20 protein-coding genes are annotated in these 21,273 nt (G+C 56.8%); 8 read left to right on the forward strand and 12 right to left on the reverse strand.

From position 1 onward, the window contains the following. Positions 1–11 precede the first annotated feature (11 nt). Positions 12–878 (forward strand): phosphoribulokinase, encoded by an 867-nt coding sequence (locus tag SCU88_RS22990; protein WP_138094483.1) that lies wholly within the window; start codon positions 12–14, stop codon positions 876–878. A gap of 44 nt (positions 879–922) precedes the next feature. On the opposite strand, the gene SCU88_RS22995 is transcribed toward SCU88_RS22990, so the two are convergent. Beyond that, positions 923–1,327, reverse strand: a complete 405-nt coding sequence (locus tag SCU88_RS22995) for an OsmC family protein (RefSeq protein WP_138094485.1) — start codon at positions 1,325–1,327, stop codon at positions 923–925. A gap of 304 nt (positions 1,328–1,631) precedes the next feature. On the opposite strand from SCU88_RS22995, the gene crp reads away from it, so the two are divergent. Both crp and SCU88_RS23005 read left to right on the forward strand, forming a co-directional pair. Next, positions 1,632–2,264 carry a cAMP-activated global transcriptional regulator CRP gene (crp, locus tag SCU88_RS23000; protein ID WP_138094487.1) on the forward strand — a complete coding sequence of 211 codons (633 nt, stop codon included), beginning with the start codon at positions 1,632–1,634 and terminating at the stop codon, positions 2,262–2,264. Positions 2,265–2,336: 72 nt separating this feature from the next. Further along, on the forward strand, positions 2,337–4,421 hold the full coding sequence (locus SCU88_RS23005; protein ID WP_138094489.1) for a YccS/YhfK family putative transporter: 2,085 nt from the start codon (positions 2,337–2,339) through the stop codon (positions 4,419–4,421). Here SCU88_RS23005 and argD read toward each other — a convergent pair whose 3' ends face one another. The 4 genes from argD to ppiA form a co-directional block, all read right to left on the reverse strand. Continuing rightward, positions 4,422–5,642, reverse strand: coding sequence for a bifunctional acetylornithine/succinyldiaminopimelate transaminase (gene argD, locus SCU88_RS23010; protein ID WP_175340004.1), 1,221 nt, complete (start codon positions 5,640–5,642; stop codon positions 4,422–4,424). 89 nt (positions 5,643–5,731) lie between these two features. After that, positions 5,732–6,295 carry an aminodeoxychorismate synthase component 2 gene (gene pabA, locus SCU88_RS23015; RefSeq protein ID WP_138094493.1) on the reverse strand — a complete coding sequence of 188 codons (564 nt, stop codon included), beginning with the start codon at positions 6,293–6,295 and terminating at the stop codon, positions 5,732–5,734. Between the two features lie 32 nt (positions 6,296–6,327). Further along, complete coding sequence (locus tag SCU88_RS23020; protein WP_138094495.1) at positions 6,328–6,966, reverse strand: putative adenosine monophosphate-protein transferase Fic; 639 nt, start codon at positions 6,964–6,966, stop codon at positions 6,328–6,330. 104 nt (positions 6,967–7,070) lie between these two features. Continuing rightward, positions 7,071–7,643, reverse strand: coding sequence for a peptidylprolyl isomerase A (gene ppiA, locus SCU88_RS23025; RefSeq protein WP_138094497.1), 573 nt, complete (start codon positions 7,641–7,643; stop codon positions 7,071–7,073). Positions 7,644–7,910: 267 nt separating this feature from the next. Between ppiA and tsgA the strand changes: the two genes are divergently transcribed. The 5 genes from tsgA to cysG all read left to right on the forward strand — a co-directional run bounded on the left by tsgA (position 7,911) and on the right by cysG (position 14,642). Then, on the forward strand, positions 7,911–9,092 hold the full coding sequence (gene tsgA / locus SCU88_RS23030; RefSeq protein WP_175340005.1) for an MFS transporter TsgA: 1,182 nt from the start codon (positions 7,911–7,913) through the stop codon (positions 9,090–9,092). A 236-nt stretch (positions 9,093–9,328) separates the two neighbouring features. Next, on the forward strand, positions 9,329–11,872 hold the full coding sequence (gene nirB / locus SCU88_RS23035) for a nitrite reductase large subunit NirB (protein WP_175340006.1): 2,544 nt from the start codon (positions 9,329–9,331) through the stop codon (positions 11,870–11,872). After that, a complete protein-coding gene (nirD, locus tag SCU88_RS23040) occupies positions 11,869–12,195 on the forward strand; it encodes a nitrite reductase small subunit NirD (protein WP_138094504.1) in 327 nt (108 codons plus the stop codon). The genes nirB and nirD overlap by 4 nt, the downstream gene beginning before the upstream one ends. Positions 12,196–12,323: 128 nt before the next feature. Then, positions 12,324–13,130: a nitrite transporter NirC gene (gene nirC, locus SCU88_RS23045; RefSeq protein ID WP_138094506.1), complete on the forward strand. Its 807-nt coding sequence runs from the start codon at positions 12,324–12,326 to the stop codon at positions 13,128–13,130. A 135-nt stretch (positions 13,131–13,265) separates the two neighbouring features. Next, positions 13,266–14,642: a siroheme synthase CysG gene (cysG, locus tag SCU88_RS23050; protein ID WP_175340007.1), complete on the forward strand. Its 1,377-nt coding sequence runs from the start codon at positions 13,266–13,268 to the stop codon at positions 14,640–14,642. Between the two features lie 53 nt (positions 14,643–14,695). Here cysG and trpS read toward each other — a convergent pair whose 3' ends face one another. The 7 genes from trpS to aroK all read right to left on the reverse strand — a co-directional run bounded on the left by trpS (position 14,696) and on the right by aroK (position 21,149). Then, a complete protein-coding gene (trpS, locus tag SCU88_RS23055; protein WP_138094510.1) occupies positions 14,696–15,700 on the reverse strand; it encodes a tryptophan--tRNA ligase in 1,005 nt (334 codons plus the stop codon). Positions 15,701–15,704: 4 nt separating this feature from the next. Continuing rightward, positions 15,705–16,427 (reverse strand): phosphoglycolate phosphatase, encoded by a 723-nt coding sequence (locus SCU88_RS23060; RefSeq protein WP_138094512.1) that lies wholly within the window; start codon positions 16,425–16,427, stop codon positions 15,705–15,707. Next, complete coding sequence (gene rpe, locus SCU88_RS23065; RefSeq protein WP_175340008.1) at positions 16,420–17,097, reverse strand: ribulose-phosphate 3-epimerase; 678 nt, start codon at positions 17,095–17,097, stop codon at positions 16,420–16,422. Before rpe ends, SCU88_RS23060 begins: the two co-directional genes overlap by 8 nt. Then, positions 17,094–17,957, reverse strand: a complete 864-nt coding sequence (gene dam / locus SCU88_RS23070) for an adenine-specific DNA-methyltransferase (protein WP_138094516.1) — start codon at positions 17,955–17,957, stop codon at positions 17,094–17,096. Before dam ends, rpe begins: the two co-directional genes overlap by 4 nt. Before the next feature lie 64 nt (positions 17,958–18,021). Further along, the gene (gene damX / locus SCU88_RS23075; protein WP_175340009.1) at positions 18,022–19,356 is read right to left on the reverse strand and encodes a cell division protein DamX; all 1,335 of its coding nucleotides are present in this window, start codon (positions 19,354–19,356) and stop codon (positions 18,022–18,024) included. Between the two features lie 126 nt (positions 19,357–19,482). Then, on the reverse strand, positions 19,483–20,571 hold the full coding sequence (gene aroB, locus SCU88_RS23080) for a 3-dehydroquinate synthase (protein WP_138094520.1): 1,089 nt from the start codon (positions 20,569–20,571) through the stop codon (positions 19,483–19,485). Positions 20,572–20,627: 56 nt separating this feature from the next. Further along, positions 20,628–21,149 carry a shikimate kinase AroK gene (gene aroK, locus SCU88_RS23085; protein WP_138094522.1) on the reverse strand — a complete coding sequence of 174 codons (522 nt, stop codon included), beginning with the start codon at positions 21,147–21,149 and terminating at the stop codon, positions 20,628–20,630. Positions 21,150–21,273: the final 124 nt, after the last annotated feature.

The raw sequence follows: 21,273 nt of genomic DNA on the forward strand, positions 1-21,273 counted from the left end.
GTTGCTCAGCTATGTCCACCAGGCATCCGATTATCGCCGTCACCGGTTCCAGCGGTGCGGGAACCACCACCACCAGCATCGCATTTCGTAAGATTTTCGCCGAACTCGGGCTCAGAGCCGCCGAGCTCGAAGGTGACAGTTTCCACCGCTATACCCGCCCGGAAATGGATATGGAGATTCGCAAGGCCCGGGATTTAGGGCGCCATATCAGCTATTTCGGCCCGGACGCCAATGACTTTGGTCTGCTGGAAAATACCTTTACCGAATATGGTCATAGCGGTACGGGAAAGTCCCGCAAATATCTACATACCTACGATGAAGCAGTGCCCTGGGATCAGGTGCCAGGCACCTTTACTCCCTGGCAGCCGCTACCAGAACCTACGGACGTACTGTTCTACGAAGGGCTGCACGGCGGCGTGGTCACCTCGCAGCACGATGTGGCGCAGCATGTGGATCTACTGGTCGGCGTAGTACCCATCGTCAACCTGGAGTGGATTCAGAAACTGGTGCGCGACACCAGCGAGCGCGGCCATTCCCGTGAAGCCGTGATGGATTCGGTGGTGCGTTCGATGGAAGACTACATTAACTACATCACCCCGCAGTTCTCACGTACCCACATCAACTTCCAGCGCGTGCCGACGGTAGATACCTCTAATCCCTTCGCCGCCAGAGAGATCCCGTCGCTGGATGAAAGCTTTGTGGTGATCCACTTCCGGGATCTGGAGGTCGATTATCCCTGGCTGCTGGCGATGCTGCAGGGCTCGTTTATCTCGCATATCAATACGCTGGTGGTGCCGGGCGGCAAGATGGGACTGGCGATGGAGCTGATTATGACGCCGCTGGTGCGGCGCATTATGGAAGGTAAAAAGATAGCCTAATCCCTGGCTGGGGAGGGGAATCTGTCTCCCCTCCCCAGCCAGCATCAGCCTTCCACCACCTCATATGAATGGGTGATATTCACCGCTTTACCCAACATCAGCGCCACAGAGCAGTATTTCTCGGCAGACAAATCCACCGCACGCGACACCGCATTGTCTTTCAGATCCTGGCCGGTAACGATAAAGTGCAGATTGATATGAGTGAACAGGCGCGGCGCCTCTTCACGACGCTCCGAGGTTAGCTTCACCTCGCAGTCGGTCACGCCGTGGCGACCCTTTTGCAGAATAGAGACCACATCGATGGCGCTACAGCTTCCCACCGCCATCAGCACCATCTCCATCGGACTGGGGGCCTTGTCGCCGGAATTCCCGTCCATCAGCACCTGATGCCCGGAGGCGGACTCACCCAGGAAAGTCAGGCCCTCAACCCATTTTACTCGTGACTGCATGTTGTCGCTCCCATCAAGCCATTTTCCCCACAGAGTAAGCCGCCGCAAAGAAAGTCGCAACAGAAGGCGATCCGGGTCAAGCTGAAACGAGACAATAGGAGACACCCGGAAAAAGCTATGCTAAAACACTGAGGATACCCTCTCGCGGCGCGGCGAAGCGCGTACGGGATGAAATTTCACGTGAAATTTATGTAGCTTACAGGCTTTTCTCATGCCAGATCCCCAAGAGCGGGGACAAACGATCAATACGCCCGGAGGCCCATATTCTTCCGGGCGTCAGCTTATAACCAGAGGATAACCGCGCATGGTGCTTGGCAAACCGCAAACAGACCCGACTCTCGAATGGTTTTTGTCTCATTGCCACATTCATAAGTATCCATCGAAGAGCACACTTATTCATCAGGGTGAAAAAGCCGAAACCCTCTATTACATCGTTAAGGGCTCTGTCGCAGTACTTATCAAAGATGAGGAAGGGAAAGAGATGATCCTCTCTTACCTGAATCAGGGGGATTTCATTGGTGAACTGGGGCTATTCGAAGAAGGCCAGGAGCGTAGCGCCTGGGTACGGGCGAAAACCGCCTGCGAAGTCGCTGAAATCTCCTATAAGAAATTCCGTCAGCTGATCCAGGTAAACCCGGACATTCTGATGCGCCTTTCCTCGCAGATGGCCCGCCGTCTGCAGGTCACCTCAGAGAAAGTGGGCAATCTCGCCTTCCTGGATGTGACAGGTCGTATCGCACAGACCCTGCTAAACCTGGCAAAACAGCCGGACGCAATGACCCATCCAGACGGAATGCAGATCAAAATCACCCGTCAGGAAATTGGGCAGATCGTGGGCTGTTCCCGCGAAACCGTTGGCCGTATTCTGAAGATGCTGGAAGATCAAAACCTGATCTCCGCACACGGGAAAACCATCGTCGTCTTCGGTACCCGTTAATCCCGGTCTGTAACGGCGTGTTGTGGCAACGCGCCGTTTTTCTCTTTGCCACTGACGCGTTACCCTGTGCCAATGCGCCGACTGATCTATCACCCCGAAGTTAACTATGCGCTGCGTCAGACCCTGGTACTGTCGCTGCCGGTGATTATCGGGCTAATATTCGGTAGCCTGCAACAGGGCCTGCTCTTCTCGCTGGTTCCCGCCTGTTGCAATATCGCGGGCCTGGATACCCCCCATAAACGTTTCTTTAAACGCCTGATCGTCGGCGGCTCGCTGTTCGCCTTTAGCAGCCTGATGGTTCAGCTACTGCTGATGGAAAAGCTGCCACTGGCCGCCATCTTCTTCGGAATGGCGCTGTTACTGGGCGTTACGGCGGAAATCAGCGCCCTGCATGGCCGCCTGTTGCCTGCTTCGCTTATCGCCGCGATCTTTACTCTGGGGCTGGCCGGCAATATGCCGGTCTGGCAGCCGATGCTGCTGTATGCGCTCGGCACCCTGTGGTACGGCGCCTTTAACTGGTTCTGGTTCTGGATGTGGCGTGAACAGCCGCTACGCGAGACCCTGAGCCTGCTCTATCGCGAACTGGCGGACTACTGCGAAGCCAAATACAGCCTGCTGACCCAGCATACCGATCCGGAAAATGCGCTGCCGCCGCTGCTGATTCGTCAGCAAAAGGTGGTGGATCTCATCAGCCTCTGTTATCAGCAGTTGCATATGCTATCTGCCACCAGCCGCCAGAATGATTATAAGCGCCTGCTGCGCGTCTTTCAGGTGGCGCTGGATCTTCAGGAGCATATTTCCGTCAGCCTTCACCAGCCTGAAGAGGTACAGAAACTGGTAGAGCAGAGCCACGCGGAACCGGTGATTCGCTGGGCGGCCCGTACCGTGGCCGCCCGACTGCGCGTAGTCAGCGACGATATACTCTACCACCGCTATCCCCGGCGCTTTAGCATGGAAAAACCCATCTCCGCGCTGGAAAAGATTGCCCGCCAGCATCCGGAAAACCCGGTGGGGCAGTTCTGCCACTATCACTTCAGCCGTATCGCCCGACTACTGCGCACCCAGCGCCCGCTCTATATTCGGGATCTGATGGCCGACCGGCAACAGCATCTTCCGCTGCTTCGGGCGCTGCGCAGCTATCTGTCGCTGAAGTCCTCGGCGCTGCGTAGCGCAGCGCGCATTGGAACCATGCTTGCCATCGCCAGTCTGCTTGGCGCCGCGCTCAATCTGCCCAAACCCTGGTGGATACTGATGACCATCATGTTTGTCACCCAGAACGGCTATGGCGCCACCCGGGTACGCATTCTGCACCGGGCGGGGGGAACTATCGCGGGTCTGTTAATTGCGGCGGGCGCGCTGCACTTTAACGTACCCCAGGGCTATATTCTGGCGGGAATGCTGCTGATAACGCTGATTGGCTACCTGATAATCCGTAAACATTACGCGCTGGCGACCGTCGGATTTACCATCACTGCGGTGTACAGCCTGCAACTGCTTTCGCTGAGCGGTGAGCAGTTTATTATGACCCGACTGGTGGATACGCTGCTCGGTTGCCTGATCGCCTTTGGCGGCATGGTCTGGCTGTGGCCTCAGTGGCAGAGCGGCCTGCTACGACAGAATGCCCACGATGCGCTGGAGCGCGACCAGCAGGCCATCCGCCAGATCCTGAGCGACGATCCACAGCCCGGCCCGCTGGCCTGGGAGCGAATGCGGGTCAATCAGGCCCATAATGCGCTCTATAACTCGCTAAATCAGGCAATGCAGGAGCCATCATTCAATAACCGTTACCTGGCCGATATGAAGCTATGGGTAACCCACAGCCAGTTTATCGTCGAGCATATTAACGCCATGACGATCCTGGCGCGCGAGCATAATATGCTGACGCCAGCGCTGGCCCAACGCTATCTGCAATCCTGTGAAATCGCTATTCAGCGCTGCCAGCAACGGCTGACCTGGGACAACCCCGACGACAGCGGGGCCATTCACGTACTGGACGACCCCGAGGCGCTCACCATTGGCCCAATGAGTACCATGGAGCGCCATCTGGATCGCATCCTCAGCCATCTGAATGCGATGCATACCATCTCTTCCGTGGCCTGGCATCAGCGCCCCCACCACGGCGCCTGGCTACGCCGCCGTCTGCAAAGCCACAAATAATCATCCCAGGGCAATTTTCTGCACCGCTTTGGCGAAACGCGCCATGCCTTCATCGATGTCGGCGTCTTCCACCACCAGCGACGGCGCCAGACGAACCACGTCCGGCCCGGCATTCAACACCATAACGCCCTGCTCCGCTGCTGCGTTCAGCAGATCCCGGGCGCGCCCTTTATATGCTTCACTCAACTCAGCACCAATCAGTAGCCCCATACCGCGAACTTCGCTGAAAATATTGAATTGCTCGTTGATCTGACGCAGATGGTCGACAAAACGCTGACGCTTGCTCTGAATGCCACCCAGCACTTGTGGGGTATTAATGATGTCGAAGGCCGCTTCCGCCACTGCGCATGCCAGCGGGTTACCGCCATAGGTCGAGCCATGGGAGCCCACGTGGAAAGCAGAGGCAATCTCCTGGGTCGTCAGCATCGCGCTCACCGGGAAACCGCCGCCCAACGCTTTGGCGCTGGTCAGAATGTCCGGCGTCACACCGTAGTGCATATAGCTGAACAGCTTGCCCACGCGACCCATACCGCACTGTACCTCATCAAAGACCAGCAACGCCTGATAGTGGTCGCACAGGTCACGCAGCCCCTGCAGGAACTCCGGCGTGGCGGCGGTGACTCCCCCTTCTCCCTGAATCGGCTCGACCACCACGGCACAGGTGTGGTCATCCATGACGGCTTTCACGGCGTGCAGATCGTTAAAGGGCACATGGATAATATCAGCAGGTTTAGGGCCGAAGCCGTCTGAATACTTGGGCTGTCCACCGACCGATACGGTAAACAGTGAACGCCCGTGGAAAGCATTATGGAAGGCGATAATTTTGGTTTTGTACGGACTGTAGCGCGTGGAAGCATAGTAACGCGCCAGCTTAAAGGCGGTTTCATTGGCTTCGGTGCCGGAATTCATGAAAATCACCCGCTCAGCGAAGGTCGCGTCAATGATCTTACGACCCAGACGCAGCGCCGGTTCATTGGTGAACACATTGCTGGTATGCCACAGAGTCTCTCCCTGCTGCTTCAGCGCCGACACCAGAGCCGGGTGGCAGTGTCCCAGTGCCGTGACGGCAATACCACCGGCAAAGTCAACGTACTCTTTGCCCTGCTGGTCCCAGACCCTGCTGCCCTGCCCCTTCACCGGGATAAACTGCGCCGGTGCATAAACGGGCAGGATGACATCATCAAAAGTGGCGCGAGTAATCGCTGAATTTTCATTTGCCATGGGTTAACCGTCCCTTTTTTACGCACATCTTTAATTGAAAATATAATCATTAAATATGCATAAAAAATCACACACTGGCAAACATAAAATCAGCGCTTCAGGAAGTTTTCCAGCAACCGGTGCCCCTGTTCGCTCAGGATACTCTCGGGATGAAATTGCACCCCCTCCAGCGCCAGCGTCCGGTGGCGCAGCCCCATAATCTCCTGCTCATCGCTCCAGGCCGTCGCTTCCAGACAGTCAGGTAAGGTAGCGGGATCCACCAGCAGCGAATGATATCGGGTCACCGTCAGGGGATTATTCAGCCCCTGGAATACACCGACGCCCGTATGGCGGATAGCGGAGGTCTTGCCGTGCATCACCTTACCGGCACGTACCACCGATGCGCCAAACGCCTGGGCGATCGCCTGATGCCCCAGACAGACCCCCAGAATCGGCAGCCGACCGGCGAAATGGCGGATAGCAGCCAGAGAAATGCCTGCTTCATTGGGCGTGCAGGGACCGGGGGAGATCACCAGTTGCCGGGGTGCCAGCGCCGTTATCTCATCAAGCGAGAGCTCATCATTACGCTTCACCCTGACATCAGCCCCGAGTTCGCAGAAATACTGGTAGAGGTTCCAGGTAAAAGAGTCGTAGTTGTCGATCAGTAATAGCATGGCGGCTCCGGCAAAAATGATACCGCGCTATTCTACGCTTTTTCCCCTGCTACGCTCACGACAGTTGCGAACAACGCCTCCAGTGGCGCCGGATCGCCCATAGCGCTACTCTGGCAGGCATCGCGCCATGCCTGTGGGGTAACGGGTTTCCAGTCCAGACAGTAACCAGCGTGGATCGCCATCTGTTCAAAGAAAATACGCTGAGTACGACCGCTACCGAGCCGGAACGGATGCAGAACATTAATCTCGCCGTAATACCAGGCCAGCCGCGTCACAAAGCGATGGCGCTCCAGCCCCGCCAGATAGTGCTCATTCTCCAGCTTTTGCATCAGCGCATTACCCTCTTTTTCGATTCGGGTAAACAGGCAGAAAGGCGTATCTCCCAGCGAAATATCCACCTGGCGCAGTTCGCCGGCCCGATCGAACAGTTCGATAAACAGATGATGATGGATGGCGCACAGCCAGGGCAAGCCGCGCAGTACCGGGCCCAGCTCCAGCGTGGCAAGGCGTTGCGTCGTCAACGCCAGCGCTTCGCCGCTCAGTGCGTTACCCGCGGGCTCCGGCGCGCGCCCGGAATCAGGGATCTCCAGCCGACAGCTGTCCTGAAAGCAGGGCAAGCGTCGCTGTTCCCACAGGCGGATTTTTTGTTTGTCGGTGAGTTTTTTGGTCATGACACCTCCCGTACGCAGCCCGTTTGCCACAAGTATAAGCAGCAATTCCGGACCGCGTCGGGGGCAGAGCAGCACGCGGGCGTCAGGGCCCGCGCGCGAAGAGATTAAGGCAGCGGCTTCACAGACAGAATAACGATCGGTTTTGTCGGTACATTCTGGTAAGGGCCGACATCGTGAGTCTGGGTCTGAGAGATCTTATCGACAACGTCCATTCCTTTCACAACTTTACCAAATACCGCATAACCGAAGTCACGCTGGCCGTGGTCGAGGAAAGCGTTATCGGCCACGTTGATAAAGAACTGGCTGGTGGCGCTGTCTTTATCTGCCGTACGCGCCATCGCAATAGTGCCACGGGTATTACGCAGACCATTGTCCGCTTCGTTCTTAATCGGCGGCTTCGGCTGCTTCTGCTGCAATTCTTTGTTAAAACCGCCGCCCTGAACCATAAAGCCCGGAATCACGCGGTGGAAGACAGTACCGTTATAAAAACCGCTGTTGGCATAGTCCAGGAAGTTTTGTACTGAAACCGGCGCTTTCTGGCTATCCAGCTCAAGTTCAATATCGCCTGCAGAGGTATTCAACAGAACGTGCGGGGAGCCTTTTGCCGCCAGTGCGGCGGGAGAAAGCGTTGAAAGGGCAAACACGGTAACGACCGCTGCCAGGGTCGATTTCAGCATGAACGGTTCCTTTGAGAAGCTTGAGGGGAATTGATTGATTTTAAAGAGCCTCGCTGCGTCATGCCAGCCATTTACCTTTTTTTACGATGGCTCCATGACTGGCAGCTAAAACGGTTTTTTAGTTCAAAAACGGGACTCAAAACACAAAACAAAAAGCTTATTTCATAAAATAAACAGTAAAAAGTTTAAATTGATCACATTAATGTCTAGACTTCGAGCGCTTACCGCGCCGTCAATGCGCTTTACACTTCTATTCACAGGTTCGTTATGACCAGTCACAATCGTATCAAGCTTACCTGGATCAGTTTTCTCTCCTACGCCCTGACCGGGGCGCTGGTGATTATCACCGGAATGGTCATGGGAAATATCGCAGATTACTTCGGTCTGCCGGTCTCCAGCATGAGTAATACTTTCACCTTTCTTAATGCCGGGATCCTGATCTCCATCTTCCTGAATGCCTGGCTAATGGAAATCGTTCCGCTAAAAACCCAGCTGCGTTTTGGCTTCATATTGATGATCCTGGCGCTGGCGGGGCTGATACTCGGCCACAGCCTGGCTCTCTTTTCCGCCTCGATGTTCGTCATGGGCCTGGTCAGCGGTATTACCATGTCTATCGGTACCTTTCTGATTACCCATATGTATGAAGGCCGTCAGCGCGGCTCCCGGTTGCTGTTTACCGACTCCTTCTTCAGCATGGCAGGCATGATTTTTCCGATGCTGGCCGCCTTTCTGCTGGCGCGCAGCCTTACCTGGTACTGGGTGTACGTCTGCATCGGCCTGATCTACGTCGCCATTTTCCTGTTGACCCTGGGCTGCCAGTTTCCGGCCCTGGGGCGCCACGCCGCTCCTGAGCAGCAGAAAGCGCCGAAAGAGAAATGGGGAATCGGCGTTCTGTTCCTGTCCATCGCGGCACTCTGCTACATCCTCGGCCAGCTGGGTTTTATCTCCTGGGTCCCGGAATACGCCAGGCAGTTGGGAATGAATCTGAACGATGCCGGCAGGTTGGTCAGTAACTTCTGGATGTCCTATATGCTGGGCATGTGGGCCTTCAGCGTGATACTGCGTTTCTTCGATCTGCAGCGCATCCTGACGGTGCTGGCGCTACTTGCCACGCTGCTGATGTACGGCTTTATTACCAGCAGCGCCCCACATCTGCCGTGGTTTATTCTGGCGCTTGGCTTTTGCTCCAGCGCTATCTACACCTCGATTATCACCCTGGGCTCGCTACAGACCCGGGTGGCGTCACCGAAACTGGTTAACTTCGTGCTGACCTGCGGCACCATCGGCACCATGCTGACCTTTGTGGTCACCGGCCCGATAGTCGCCCACAGCGGGCCACAGGCAGCGCTGTTTACCGCCAATGGTCTCTACGCCGTGGTCTTCCTGATGTGCCTGCTACTGGGATTTGTCTCCCGTCACCGCCAGCATGCCTGTATCGTGAAACAGTGACCGATCTACTCACGACCGATTCCTCCCTCTCGGGGGGAATCGCTCCCCAACCTGCCAATATTCCCCCTAAAGAAACTGCTCAATTAAAAACCAGCATTTTCCGCCACTTAGATATCCACTTAAAAATCAAGAATATACCCATTAAGGGGTATACAGGGGCGAAATTGATCTGAATCAATAATAACCGGTGCTGAATCGTTAAAGTCATCGGTAATAGAAAAGAAATCGAGGCAAAAATGAGCAAAGTCAGACTCGCTATTATCGGTAACGGCATGGTCGGCCATCGCTTTATCGAAGAGCTTCTTGATAAAGCTGAACCCGGGCAATTTGATATCACCGTTTTTTGTGAAGAGCCCCGTATCGCCTACGACCGTGTCCACCTCTCCTCTTACTTTTCCCACCATACTGCTGAAGAACTGTCGCTGGTGCGGGAAGGCTACTACGAGAAACACGGCGTACAGGTGCTGGTTGGCGAACGCGCCATTACCATCAATCGCCAGGAGAAGGTTATCCACTCCAGCTCTGGTCGTACGCTTTACTACGACAAGCTGATTATGGCTACCGGCTCCTATCCATGGGTACCGCCCATTAAAGGCGCCGAAACCCAGGACTGCTTCGTCTACCGTACTATCGAAGACCTGAACGCCATTGAAGCCTGCGCCCGTCGCAGCAAGCGTGGTGCCGTAGTCGGCGGTGGGCTGCTGGGTCTGGAAGCGGCCGGTGCGCTGAAGAACCTAGGGGTAGAAACCCACGTCATCGAATTCGCCCCCATGTTGATGGCCGAACAGCTCGACCAGATGGGCGGCGAACAGCTGCGCAATAAGATCGAGCGCATGGGCGTGAAAGTTCACACCAGCAAGAACACCCAGGAGATCGTTCAGGGCGGCCAGGAAGCGCGTAAAACCATGCGCTTTGCCGACGGCAGCGAGCTGGAAATCGACTTTATCGTCTTCTCTACCGGTATTCGTCCCCAGGACAAGCTGGCGACCCAGTGCGGCCTTTCCGTAGCGCAACGTGGCGGTATTGTTATCAACGACCAGTGCCAGAGCTCTGACCCGGATATCTACGCCATCGGTGAATGCGCCAGCTGGCATAACCGCGTATTTGGTCTGGTCGCCCCTGGCTACAAGATGGCGCAGATCGCCGTTGACCATCTGCTGGGCAATATCAGCACCTTTGAAGGCGCCGATATGAGCGCCAAGCTGAAACTACTGGGCGTGGACGTCGGCGGTATCGGCGATGCGCACGGCCGCACGCCGGGCTGCCGCAGCTATGTCTACCTCGATGAAAACAAAGAAGTTTATAAGCGCCTGATCGTAAGCGAAGACAACAAAACCCTGCTGGGTGCGGTACTGGTCGGCGATACCAGTGACTACGGCAACCTGCTACAGCTGATGCTGAACGCCATTGAGCTGCCGGAAAACCCGGACTCGCTGATCCTGCCTGCCCATGCGGGCAGCGGCAAACCAGCTATCGGCGTGGATAAGCTCCCCGACAGCGCGCAGATCTGCTCCTGCTTCGATGTCACCAAAGGCGCCCTGGTCGCCGCCATCAACAAAGGCTGTCACACCGTTGCCGCGCTGAAGGCGGAAACCAAAGCCGGTACCGGCTGTGGGGGTTGTATCCCGCTGGTCACCCAGGTGCTGAACGCCGAACTGGCGAAACAGGGTATTGAAGTGAACAACCACTTGTGTGAACACTTCGCATTCTCCCGCCAGGAGCTGTACCACCTGATCCGCGTGGAAGGCATTAAAACCTTCGACCAATTACTGGAAAAATACGGTAAAGGCTACGGCTGTGAAGTCTGTAAGCCGACCGTAGGCTCCCTGCTGGCCTCCTGCTGGAATGAGTATGTGCTGGAGCCTCAGCACACGCCGCTGCAGGACACCAACGACAACTTCCTGGCGAACATCCAGAAAGACGGTACCTACTCGGTGATCCCCCGCTCCGCAGGCGGCGAAATCACCCCGGAAGGGCTGATAGAGGTGGGTCGTATCGCCCGTGAATTTAACCTTTACACCAAAATCACTGGCTCCCAGCGTATCGGCCTGTTCGGCGCCCAGAAAGACGATCTGCCGGAAATCTGGCGTCAGCTGATTGAAGCGGGCTTCGAAACCGGTCACGCCTATGCCAAAGCGCTGCGTATGGCGAAAACCTGCGTCGGCAGCACCTGGTGCCGCTACGGCGTGGGCGACAGCGTCGGCTTTGGCGTTGAGCTGGAAAACCGCTACAAAGGTATCCGCACCCCGCACAAAATGAAGTTCGGGGTTTCCGGCTGTACCCGTGAATGTGCCGAGGCCCAGGGCAAAGACGTTGGGGTTATCGCCACCGAAAAAGGCTGGAACCTTTACGTTTGCGGTAATGGCGGGATGAAACCGCGCCACGCCGATCTGCTGGCCGCAGATCTTGACCACGACACCCTGGTCCGCTACCTCGACCGCTTTATGATGTTCTACATCCGTACCGCCGACAAACTGCAGCGTACTTCGGTCTGGCTGGAAAACCTGGAAGGCGGCATCGACTACGTGAAGAGCGTCATCATCGACGACAAGCTGGGCCTTAACGCACAGCTTGAAGCTGAGTTGGCCCGTCTGCGCGAAGCCTTTGCCTGTGAATGGAGCGAAACGGTAAATAACCCGCAGGCCCAGGTTCGCTTCCATCACTTTATTAACAGCCCGCAGCGCGACCCGAATGTGCAGGTGGTGCCTGAGCGCCAGCAGCATCGTCCGGCCACACCCTATGAACGCATTCCGGTAACCCTTGTGGAGGAGAACGCATGAGCCAGTGGACCACCGTCTGCCCGTTAGCCGACATCCTGCCCGCCACCGGCGTCTGCGCCCTGGTGGGTCAGCAGCAGGTGGCTATCTTCCGCCCGCGTGCGGATGAGCAGATCTACGCCATCAGCAATATTGACCCCTTCTTCGAAGCCAGCGTGCTGTCGCGCGGCATCATTGCCGAACACCTGGGCGACCTTTGGGTCGCCAGCCCGCTGAAGAAGCAGCGCTTCCGTCTGCGCGACGGACTGTGCATGGAAGATGAGGGCCGTTCCGTGGCGCACTTTGAAGCCCGCGTCCAGGACGGTCAGGTACAGATTAAAGCCTGATACACCACGCCCCCTTCGGCCACGCAGGGGGCGTTATTTTTTGGGGAAATACCCGATCATAAAGGGTATCCCCGGCCCATTTATTTTTCTTTTTTACTTTTTTATTTTGACTTAAGGATAACCACTGCATGTTCACCGACACCATCAAGCTGTGTGCGGCGAATGCCGCGCGCATTGCCCGCCTCAACCGCACCAATCCTCTGGGTTTCTGGATAGCCTCCGCTATGGCCGGCGCCTATGTCGGACTGGGTATCATCCTCATCTTTACCCTCGGTAATTTGCTCGATCCCTCAGTACGTCCGCTGGTAATGGGCGCAACCTTTGGTATCGCCCTGACGCTGGTGATTATCGCCGGTTCCGAACTCTTTACCGGCCATACCATGTTCCTGACACTGGGTGTCAAAGCAGGCACCATCAGTCAGCGCCAGATGTGGGGCATTCTGCCTCAGACCTGGCTCGGCAATCTGCTGGGCTCGGTGTTCGTGGCGCTGCTCTATTACTGGGGCGGCGGTAGCCTGCTGCCGGTAGACACCAGCCTTATCCACAGCGCGGCGCTGGCGAAAACCACGCAGCCGGGCATGGTGTTGTTCTTTAAAGGCATCTTGTGTAACTGGCTGGTTTGTCTGGCGATCTGGATGGCAATTCGCAGCGAAGGGGCGGCGAAGTTCATCGCTATCTGGTGGTGCCTGCTGGCCTTTATCGCCTCTGGCTACGAGCACTCCATCGCCAATATGACGCTGTTCGCCCTCTCCTGGTTCGGTAACCACGGCGACAGCTTCACCCTGGCAGGGATCGGCCATAATTTACTGTGGGTCACCCTGGGTAACACCGTCTCCGGCGCTATTCTGATGGGGCTGGGTTACTGGTACGCCACACCGCGCGCCGAACGCCCGCAGCCTCAGCGCACAGAGGCTCAGGAGCAGGTCGCAGGCTAACCCCTTCTCTCTCCCCGCCCGCGCCATATTCAGCGGGCGGGGTTGCTGGTATGCTGTTTTGCCTTGCCGGGTGTCCCAACGGACGCCATCGCAGCCCGGCGAGCATTACCGATAAAAGATGAGGAAAAAGACACCGTGGATCACCTGCCCATATTTTGCCAGTTACGTGACCGCGCCTGCCTGCTGGTAGGCGGCGGCGATGTCGCAGAGCGCAAGGCGCGGCTTCTGCTGGAGGCAGGCGCCAGTCTGACCGTTAACGCGCTCGACTTTGTTCCTCAGTTTCAGGCCTGGGCAAATGCCGGGCTGCTGACCCTGGCGCAGGGCCCCTTTGACGAAGCGCTGCTGGATGAGTGCTGGCTGGCCATTGCCGCCACCGACGATGACGCGGTCAACCAGCAGGTCAGCGACGCTGCCGAAGCGCGGCGTATCTTCTGCAACGTGGTGGATGCCCCTAAGCAGGCCAGCTTTATCATGCCCTCCATTATCGACCGTTCCCCGCTGATGGTCGCCATCTCTTCCGGTGGTACCTCTCCGGTGCTGGCGCGTCTGCTGCGTGAAAAGCTGGAATCGATACTGCCTTTGCACCTGGGCCAGGTCGCCCACTACGCGGGCCAGTTACGCAAGCGCGTGAAAGACCGTTTTACCACCATGGGCGAACGACGCCGCTTCTGGGAGAAGTTTTTCGTCAACGATCGGCTGGCCCAATCGCTGGCCAACCGCGATGACAAAGCGGTTACCCAGGTCACCGAATCGCTGTTCAATGAACCGCTGGATAATCGCGGCGAAGTGGTACTGGTGGGCGCCGGGCCGGGCGACGCCGGTCTGCTGACCCTGAAAGGGCTACAGCAGATCCAGCAGGCCGATATTGTGGTTTACGATCGGCTGGTTTCCGACGACATCATGAACCTGGTGCGTCGCGATGCGGATCGGGTTTTCGTCGGCAAGCGGGCAGGCTATCACTGCGTTCCCCAGGAGGAGATTAACCAGATCCTGCTGCGCGAGGCCCAACGCGGTAAGCGCGTGGTGCGTCTTAAAGGCGGGGATCCTTTTATCTTCGGGCGCGGAGGCGAAGAGCTGGAGGTGCTGTGCAACGCCGGCATTCCCTTCTCGGTAGTTCCGGGGATTACCGCCGCATCGGGCTGTTCCGCCTACGCCGGTATTCCGCTGACTCACCGGGACTACGCCCGGGGCGTGCGCCTGATCACCGGCCATCTTAAGCACGATGGCGAAGAGCTTAACTGGCAGAGCCTGGCGGCTGAAAAACAGACTCTGGTGTTCTATATGGGCCTGAATCAGGCGGCAGAGATCCAACAAAACCTGATTGCCCACGGAATGTCGCCGAAAGTGCCGGTGGCGCTGGTGGAAAATGGCACTGCCATTACCCAGCGGGTAGTGGACGGGACTCTGGCGCAGTTAGGCGAACTGGCACAGCAGGTCAAAAGCCCCAGCCTGATTATCGTCGGCCGCGTGGTGGCCCTGCGCGATAAGCTGAACTGGTTCTCTAACCACTGATTCGCAATAACGAAAAAGCTCCCGGTGGGAGCTTTTTTGTTGGTTAGTTGCGGTTACGGCTGCGCGACAAAGCCGATAGCCTCATAGACCTTTTTCAGCGTCTCCTGGGCGCGGGCGCGGGCTTTATCCGACCCTTCCTTCATCACCTTTTGCAGGAAAGCTTCGTCATTGCGGTAGCGGTGATAACGCTCCTGCAGCTCGCTCAGCATTCCGGAAACCGCATCCGCCACTTCGCCTTTCAGATGGCCATACATCTTGCCTTCGAAGTGCTGTTCCAGCTCGCTGATGCTCTGGCCGGTAACGCCGGAAAGAATATCCAGCAGGTTAGAAACCCCGGCTTTGTTGGTCAGGTCATAGCGCACTACCGGCGGCTCGTCGGAGTCGGTTACCGCGCGTTTGATCTTCTTCACTACCGCTTTCGGCTCTTCCAGCAGGCCGATCACGTTGTTGCGGTTATCGTCCGACTTGGACATCTTTTTGGTCGGCTCCAGCAGCGACATCACGCGGGCGCCGGACTTAGGAATGAACGGCTCAGGGATCCGGAAAATCTCGCCATAAATGGCGTTAAAGCGCTGGGCCACATCGCGGCTCAGTTCCAGATGCTGCTTCTGATCTTCCCCAACCGGAACCTGATTGGTCTGATACAGCAGGATATCCGCCGCCATCAGCACCGGGTAGTCAAACAGACCGGCGTTGATATTTTCCGCATAGCGGGATGACTTATCCTTAAACTGAGTCATGCGGCTCAGCTCGCCGAAATAGGTGTAGCAGTTCAGCACCCAACTCAGCTGCGCATGCTCCGGCACGTGCGACTGAACGAAGATGGTGCTTTTTTCCGGGTCGATGCCGCAGGCCAGATAGAGCGCCAGGGTATCCAGAGTCGCCTTACGCAGCTGTGCAGGATCCTGGCGAACCGTAATCGCGTGCTGGTCGACGATGCAGTAGATGCAGTGGTAATCATCCTGCATGTTCACCCACTGACGCAGCGCACCCATATAGTTCCCGATGGTTAACTCTCCTGACGGCTGCGCGCCGCTAAAGACGATGGGCTTAGTCATTGGCTCATTCCTGATGTTCGTATTGGGGAAGCCCAAGCAAGGGCAAAAGTTCATGGAAGCGATCGAGCACCTTGTCAGGGTTGCTAAGCGCGATCGCTTCGCCGTAATTGTAACCGTAAGTCATACCGACCGAGGGACAACCCGCGGCCCGGGCGGCCTGAATATCATTACGCGAATCGCCGACGAAGAGCAATGCTTGCGGGGAAATGCCCAGCCGCTCCGCCACCCGAAGAATCGGTTCCGGGTGCGGCTTTTTGTTCTCGACATCGTCGCCGCCGATAATCGGCTCGAAGTAACCCGACAGCCCCAGGCTTTCCAGGATCGGCCGCACAAAGGGGGTGGGCTTATTGGTGACCAGCGCCAGCGCCACACCATGCTGTTTTAGCGCGGCCAGGGTTTCTGCAACCGCCGGGAACAGGAAGCTCCCCTGTTCAGCGACTTCGCCATAATAGCGATCGAACAGTTTGCGCATCATACGGCGCATTTCGTCGTCCGGCTGCGGTTCGCCTTTACCTTCGGCCTTTTCTTTCAGAGCCCAGCATAACGCCCGCTCCGCCAGCACATCGGCGCCATTGCCAATCCAGGTAATGACCCGATCTTCACCGGCCCGAGGCAGCTCCAGCGCGTAAAGCGCGTTATCCACCGCCTCGGTCAGACCCGGAGCGCTGTCCACCAGGGTGCCGTCAAGATCGAAGGCAACGGCACGCAGGGTTGAAAACTTATCCATGACTCACCTTTGCCAGTTCGCTACGCATCTGATCAATTACCGCTTTATAATCCGGCTTCCCGAAGATAGCCGATCCCGCGACAAACATATCGGCTCCCGCCGCGGCAATCTCGCCAATGTTGTCGGCCTTCACGCCGCCATCCACTTCCAGGCGGATATCCAGACCAGAGGCATCAATGCGCTCACGTACCTGACGTAGTTTTTCCAGGGTATGGGGAATAAACGACTGTCCACCGAAACCGGGGTTGACTGACATCAGCAGGATCACGTCCAGCTTATCCATCACGTGGTCCAGATAAGTCAGCGGCGTGGCGGGATTAAAGACCAGTCCGGCCTTACAGCCGTGCTCTTTAATAAGCTGCAAAGAGCGATCGATATGTTCAGAAGCTTCAGGGTGGAAGGTGATGATGCTGGCGCCCGCCGCCGCAAAGTCGGGAATGATGCGATCCACCGGTTTCACCATCAGATGTACATCAATCGGCGCGGTAATACCGTAATCGCGCAGCGCCTTAAGCACCATGGGACCAATGGTCAGGTTAGGGACATAGTGGTTGTCCATAACGTCGAAGTGCACCACATCGGCACCGGCCGCCAGCGCCTTCGCGGTATCTTCCCCCAGCCGTGCAAAATCGGCCGAGAGGATAGAGGGGGCAATCAGATACTGTTTCATCCACTTCTCCTGTTCAACGCTTCGTCTGCGGCGGCTAAGGCCTGAAGCGGCTTGTAGAGCGCCAGTAGTTCGTCTACCTTCTTGCGCGTTCCGCCATTGCTGCTGATGCTGCGCCGGACGCTCACCTTGTACAAATCCGTCGCCTGCTGGTACCAGTCCTGAGTCAGCACGGTATCGTGGTTGGAGATCAACACAGGAATGCCGCGCCCGGACAGCTCTTCCGCCAGACGGGCCAGCTGTTGCTGATGCGCCAGGCTAAAGCTGTTGGTGTGGTAAGCCGTAAAGTTGGCCGTTGCGGAAAGCGGCGCATAGGGCGGATCGCAGTAGACCACCGAACCCGGCGGCGCATCACCCATGCTATCGATATAGGACTGGCAGTGGAAGGTGGCCTTCTGCGCCTGAGCCGCAAAGTGATACAGCTCAACCTCAGGAAAATAAGGGCGGCTGTATCGGCCAAACGGCACATTAAATTCGCCGCTCAGATTATACCGGCACAGGCCATTGTAACCGTGGCGATTAAGATAGAGGAACAGCACCGAACGCCGCAGCGCGTCGCGGCTCTGATTGAACTCATCGCGCAACGCATAATAGGCATCCGAGGTGTTATTCGCTACACAAAACAGCGCCCGCGCTTCACGTACGTACTCCTCCGGCCGTTCCTTCACGATGTTATAGAGCTGGATCAGATCGCTGTTGATATCAGCCAGAACATAACGCTGGTAATCGGTATTGAGGAATACCGAACCTGCGCCAACGAAAGGTTCGATCAAACAGTCACCTTTGGGAAGGTGACGTTTGATCTCTTCCAGCAGGGGGTATTTCCCCCCCGCCCATTTCAAAAAAGCGCGATTCTTTTTCATGCTGCCTGACAATTTTATACCTTCTCCAGCTGTGGAGAAGCTCCGACAGCATACTGCGCTTCGATCATTGTTTCAGGTCGGACTGCACCTGAGCAACAGGTTTGGTCCACGGATTTCTGGCTTGTACGCCGGAAGGCAGTGAGGCCACTGCGCTTTTCGCCGCATCTTTAGAGGCGTAGACGCCTTTGACCAACACGTACCAGGGTTTACCGTTACGTACCGTCTGATAAACCACATAGTCCTGCAGGTTCTCTTTCTTCGCCCAGGCGCTCAGATTGTTGTAGTTCGAAGAGCTGCTCAACTGCAGTGTATAGTGACCGGAAGGCGCGGACTGCAACGCACCGCCGTTACCGCTCAATACCTTGCTGGTAGCGGCGACCGTCGGTGCCGTCTGCTGAGTCGAACTGGTGGTCGCCGCTTTCTGCGTCGGCTCAGGCTTGCTGCTGGCCGTGGTCGCAACCTTCTGCGCAGGCTGAGTGGTTTCGCTCTTCGCTTTCACCGGCTCGCGAGTCGCCTTTGCGGTGGAAGCCGTACTCTTCGGCGCGCTGGCATGCTGCTGCGTGCTGGTCCGCGGCGGCTGTTCACTTACCGTTTTCTTACGCTCCTGACGAGGCTCACTGCGGTGAGAGGGCTGCTGAGACGCGGTCTGATGCGGCGCGCTGCTCGCCGTGCTGCGGTGGCCATTACCGACCGGCGCCACAGTAGCTGGCTGGGTCGGCAGCGTTGAAGAGCCTGGGCTTGCGGCAACATCCATCTGCTGTTGATTCTGCTGACCCCGATCGCCGGTCAGCGCAGTGTTCAGATCGCCCTGAACCTCAACGCGCTGCTGGCCCTGTTGTGCAACCTGAGGCTGGGACTGCGTCGGCGTTTGGGAAACCGGCGGCAGGGAGATATCCTGCGGGTTACCGTTGTTCTGCGCATCGCTGCCCTGAGGCGCCATGGCATTATTATCCGGCTGCGGGTTGCCGTTATCGGCACCGTTGGCGGAAAGGTCAATATTCTTCTCGCCGCCGTTGTCTGCCGTACGGTTATCGTCAGAAGAAGGCCCCTTCAGCGCAGAGCCAATACCGATAATCACCAGCAGCAGTACCAGAATCCCCACCCCCATCATAATGTGCTGACGCGAGGCAGGTTTACGGGCCGGGGTAGCTTTACGGCGGCGCGGGCGACGCTCATCGTCGTCATCGGCCGCGGGGCGGACAGCTTCACGCTGCGGCTCGTCATCCGCCGTCTCTTCACGGCGACGACCGGGACGAACATCATCTTCATCAATATCAACATCATCGACGTTGATACTGGGTTCATTATCACGCTCATGGCTGGCGCCGTTACGCTGGCGGCCAGAACGTCGGTCACTGGGATCGGGTTTCAGCTCGTCTTCCGGTTTAAACTCATCCATTTAACACCCCCACTCACAGGCCAACGCCTGATAAAAAAGCACTGTTAGCGCATCAACTACGGAGCCGCCCGCGGGCGGCTACCTGTCTGCCCGATATTGGTCCGGGCATCTGTTCACTCTTATTGTTCACGCTGGCAGGCAATCGGCAATAGCCTCCAGCACTAAATCGTGCGCCACGCCCGCGCGAACTTCACTTTTCCCGATAGCCTGCGGCAATACCAGACGTAATTCGCCGCCCAGCACTTTTTTGTCACGCAGCATATGGGGAAGATAACTTTGCGGCGCCATCTGTACCGGGCCTTCCACCGGCAGCCCCGCACGTGTCAGCAGCGCTATAATACGCCGGGTATCGTCTTCGGAGAACTGTCCAAGACGCTGGGCGGTGCGTGCCGCCATCACCATACCCGCAGCAACGGCTTCGCCGTGCAGCCAATTGCCATAGCCCATTTCAGCTTCGATGGCATGACCAAAGGTATGGCCCAGATTCAGTAAAGCACGCAGACCACTTTCCCGCTCGTCGGCCGCCACAACCTCTGCCTTCAGTTCACAGCAACGACGGATACACCAGGACATCGCCGCTTCATCATGTGCCAGCAGCGCATCCAGATTCTGTTCAAGCCACGTAAAGAATTCGGCATCGAGAATCACGCCATATTTGATGACTTCCGCCAGGCCGGAGGCCAGCTCACGGGCGGGCAGCGTCTTCAGACAGTCGAGATCGATAATCACCGAGGCAGGCTGCCAGAAGGCGCCAATCATATTTTTACCCAGCGGATGGTTAACCGCCGTTTTGCCTCCTACCGAGGAGTCTACCTGCGCCAGCAGGGTGGTGGGCACCTGGATAAAACGCACGCCGCGCTGATAGCAGGCGGCAGCAAAACCGGTAAGGTCACCAATCACACCGCCACCAAGGGCAACCAGCGTGGTATCGCGACCGTGAGGCTTTTTCAGTAGTGCGGTAAACACCGAATCCAGCGAAGTCAGGCTTTTATACTGTTCGCCATCCGGCAGAATAATCTGGTCAACCTTAACGCCCGCCTGTTCCAGCACGGCGCGCACAGGTTCAAGGTAGAGAGGCGCCAGGGTTTCGTTGCTGACCAGCATAACCCGATCGCCAGCAGCCAGGGGCCAGAATGCATCCGCTGAGTTGAACAATCCGGATGCGATGGTGATGGGGTAACTGCGTTCCCCAAGGGTGACGGTCAACCTCTCCATGACGCTCAGTACCTTTTTTGCTTGTGCTGACGAACGAGTCTGTTATCTAAACAGAATTAGTTGTTTTCCAACATATGAATAATCTGGTTGGCAACAACTTTAGCACTTTGATCGTCAGTGCGGATCGTCACATCAGCAATCTCTTCATACAGCGGATTGCGTTCACCGGCCAGATTTTCCAGAACCTCGCGCGGCGGCGCATCGACCTGCAGCAGCGGGCGCTTTTTATCGCGCTGAGTGCGTGCCAGCTGTTTCTCGATGGTCGTCTCCAGATAGACAACTACGCCGCGTGCAGAGAGACGATTGCGGGTTTCGCGGGATTTGACAGAGCCACCGCCCGTAGCCAGCACGATACCCTGCTTCTCTGTGAGTTCATTAATGATTTTTTCTTCACGATGGCGGAAACCTTCTTCGCCTTCAACGTCGAAGACCCATCCCACATCCGCTCCGGTTCGTTTCTCAATCTCTTGATCAGAATCGTAGAATTCCATATTGAGCTGCTGAGCTAACTGGCGCCCAATAGTGCTTTTGCCGGCACCCATAGGCCCAACCAGAAAGATATTGCGTTTCTCTGCCATTTTTTCGGTACTACGTAAGACAATTCGTTGATGATAAACCCACCCCATTCGTACCCTGGGGGCGAGACATGAACTGAAACCTCATTGCGTGAGTTCGAGAATCAGACTGAAAATTATCTCAACA

This window comes from Jejuibacter sp. L23, assembly GCF_050815825.1.
Taxonomy (GTDB): Bacteria; Pseudomonadota; Gammaproteobacteria; order Enterobacterales; family Enterobacteriaceae; genus Jejubacter; species Jejubacter calystegiae.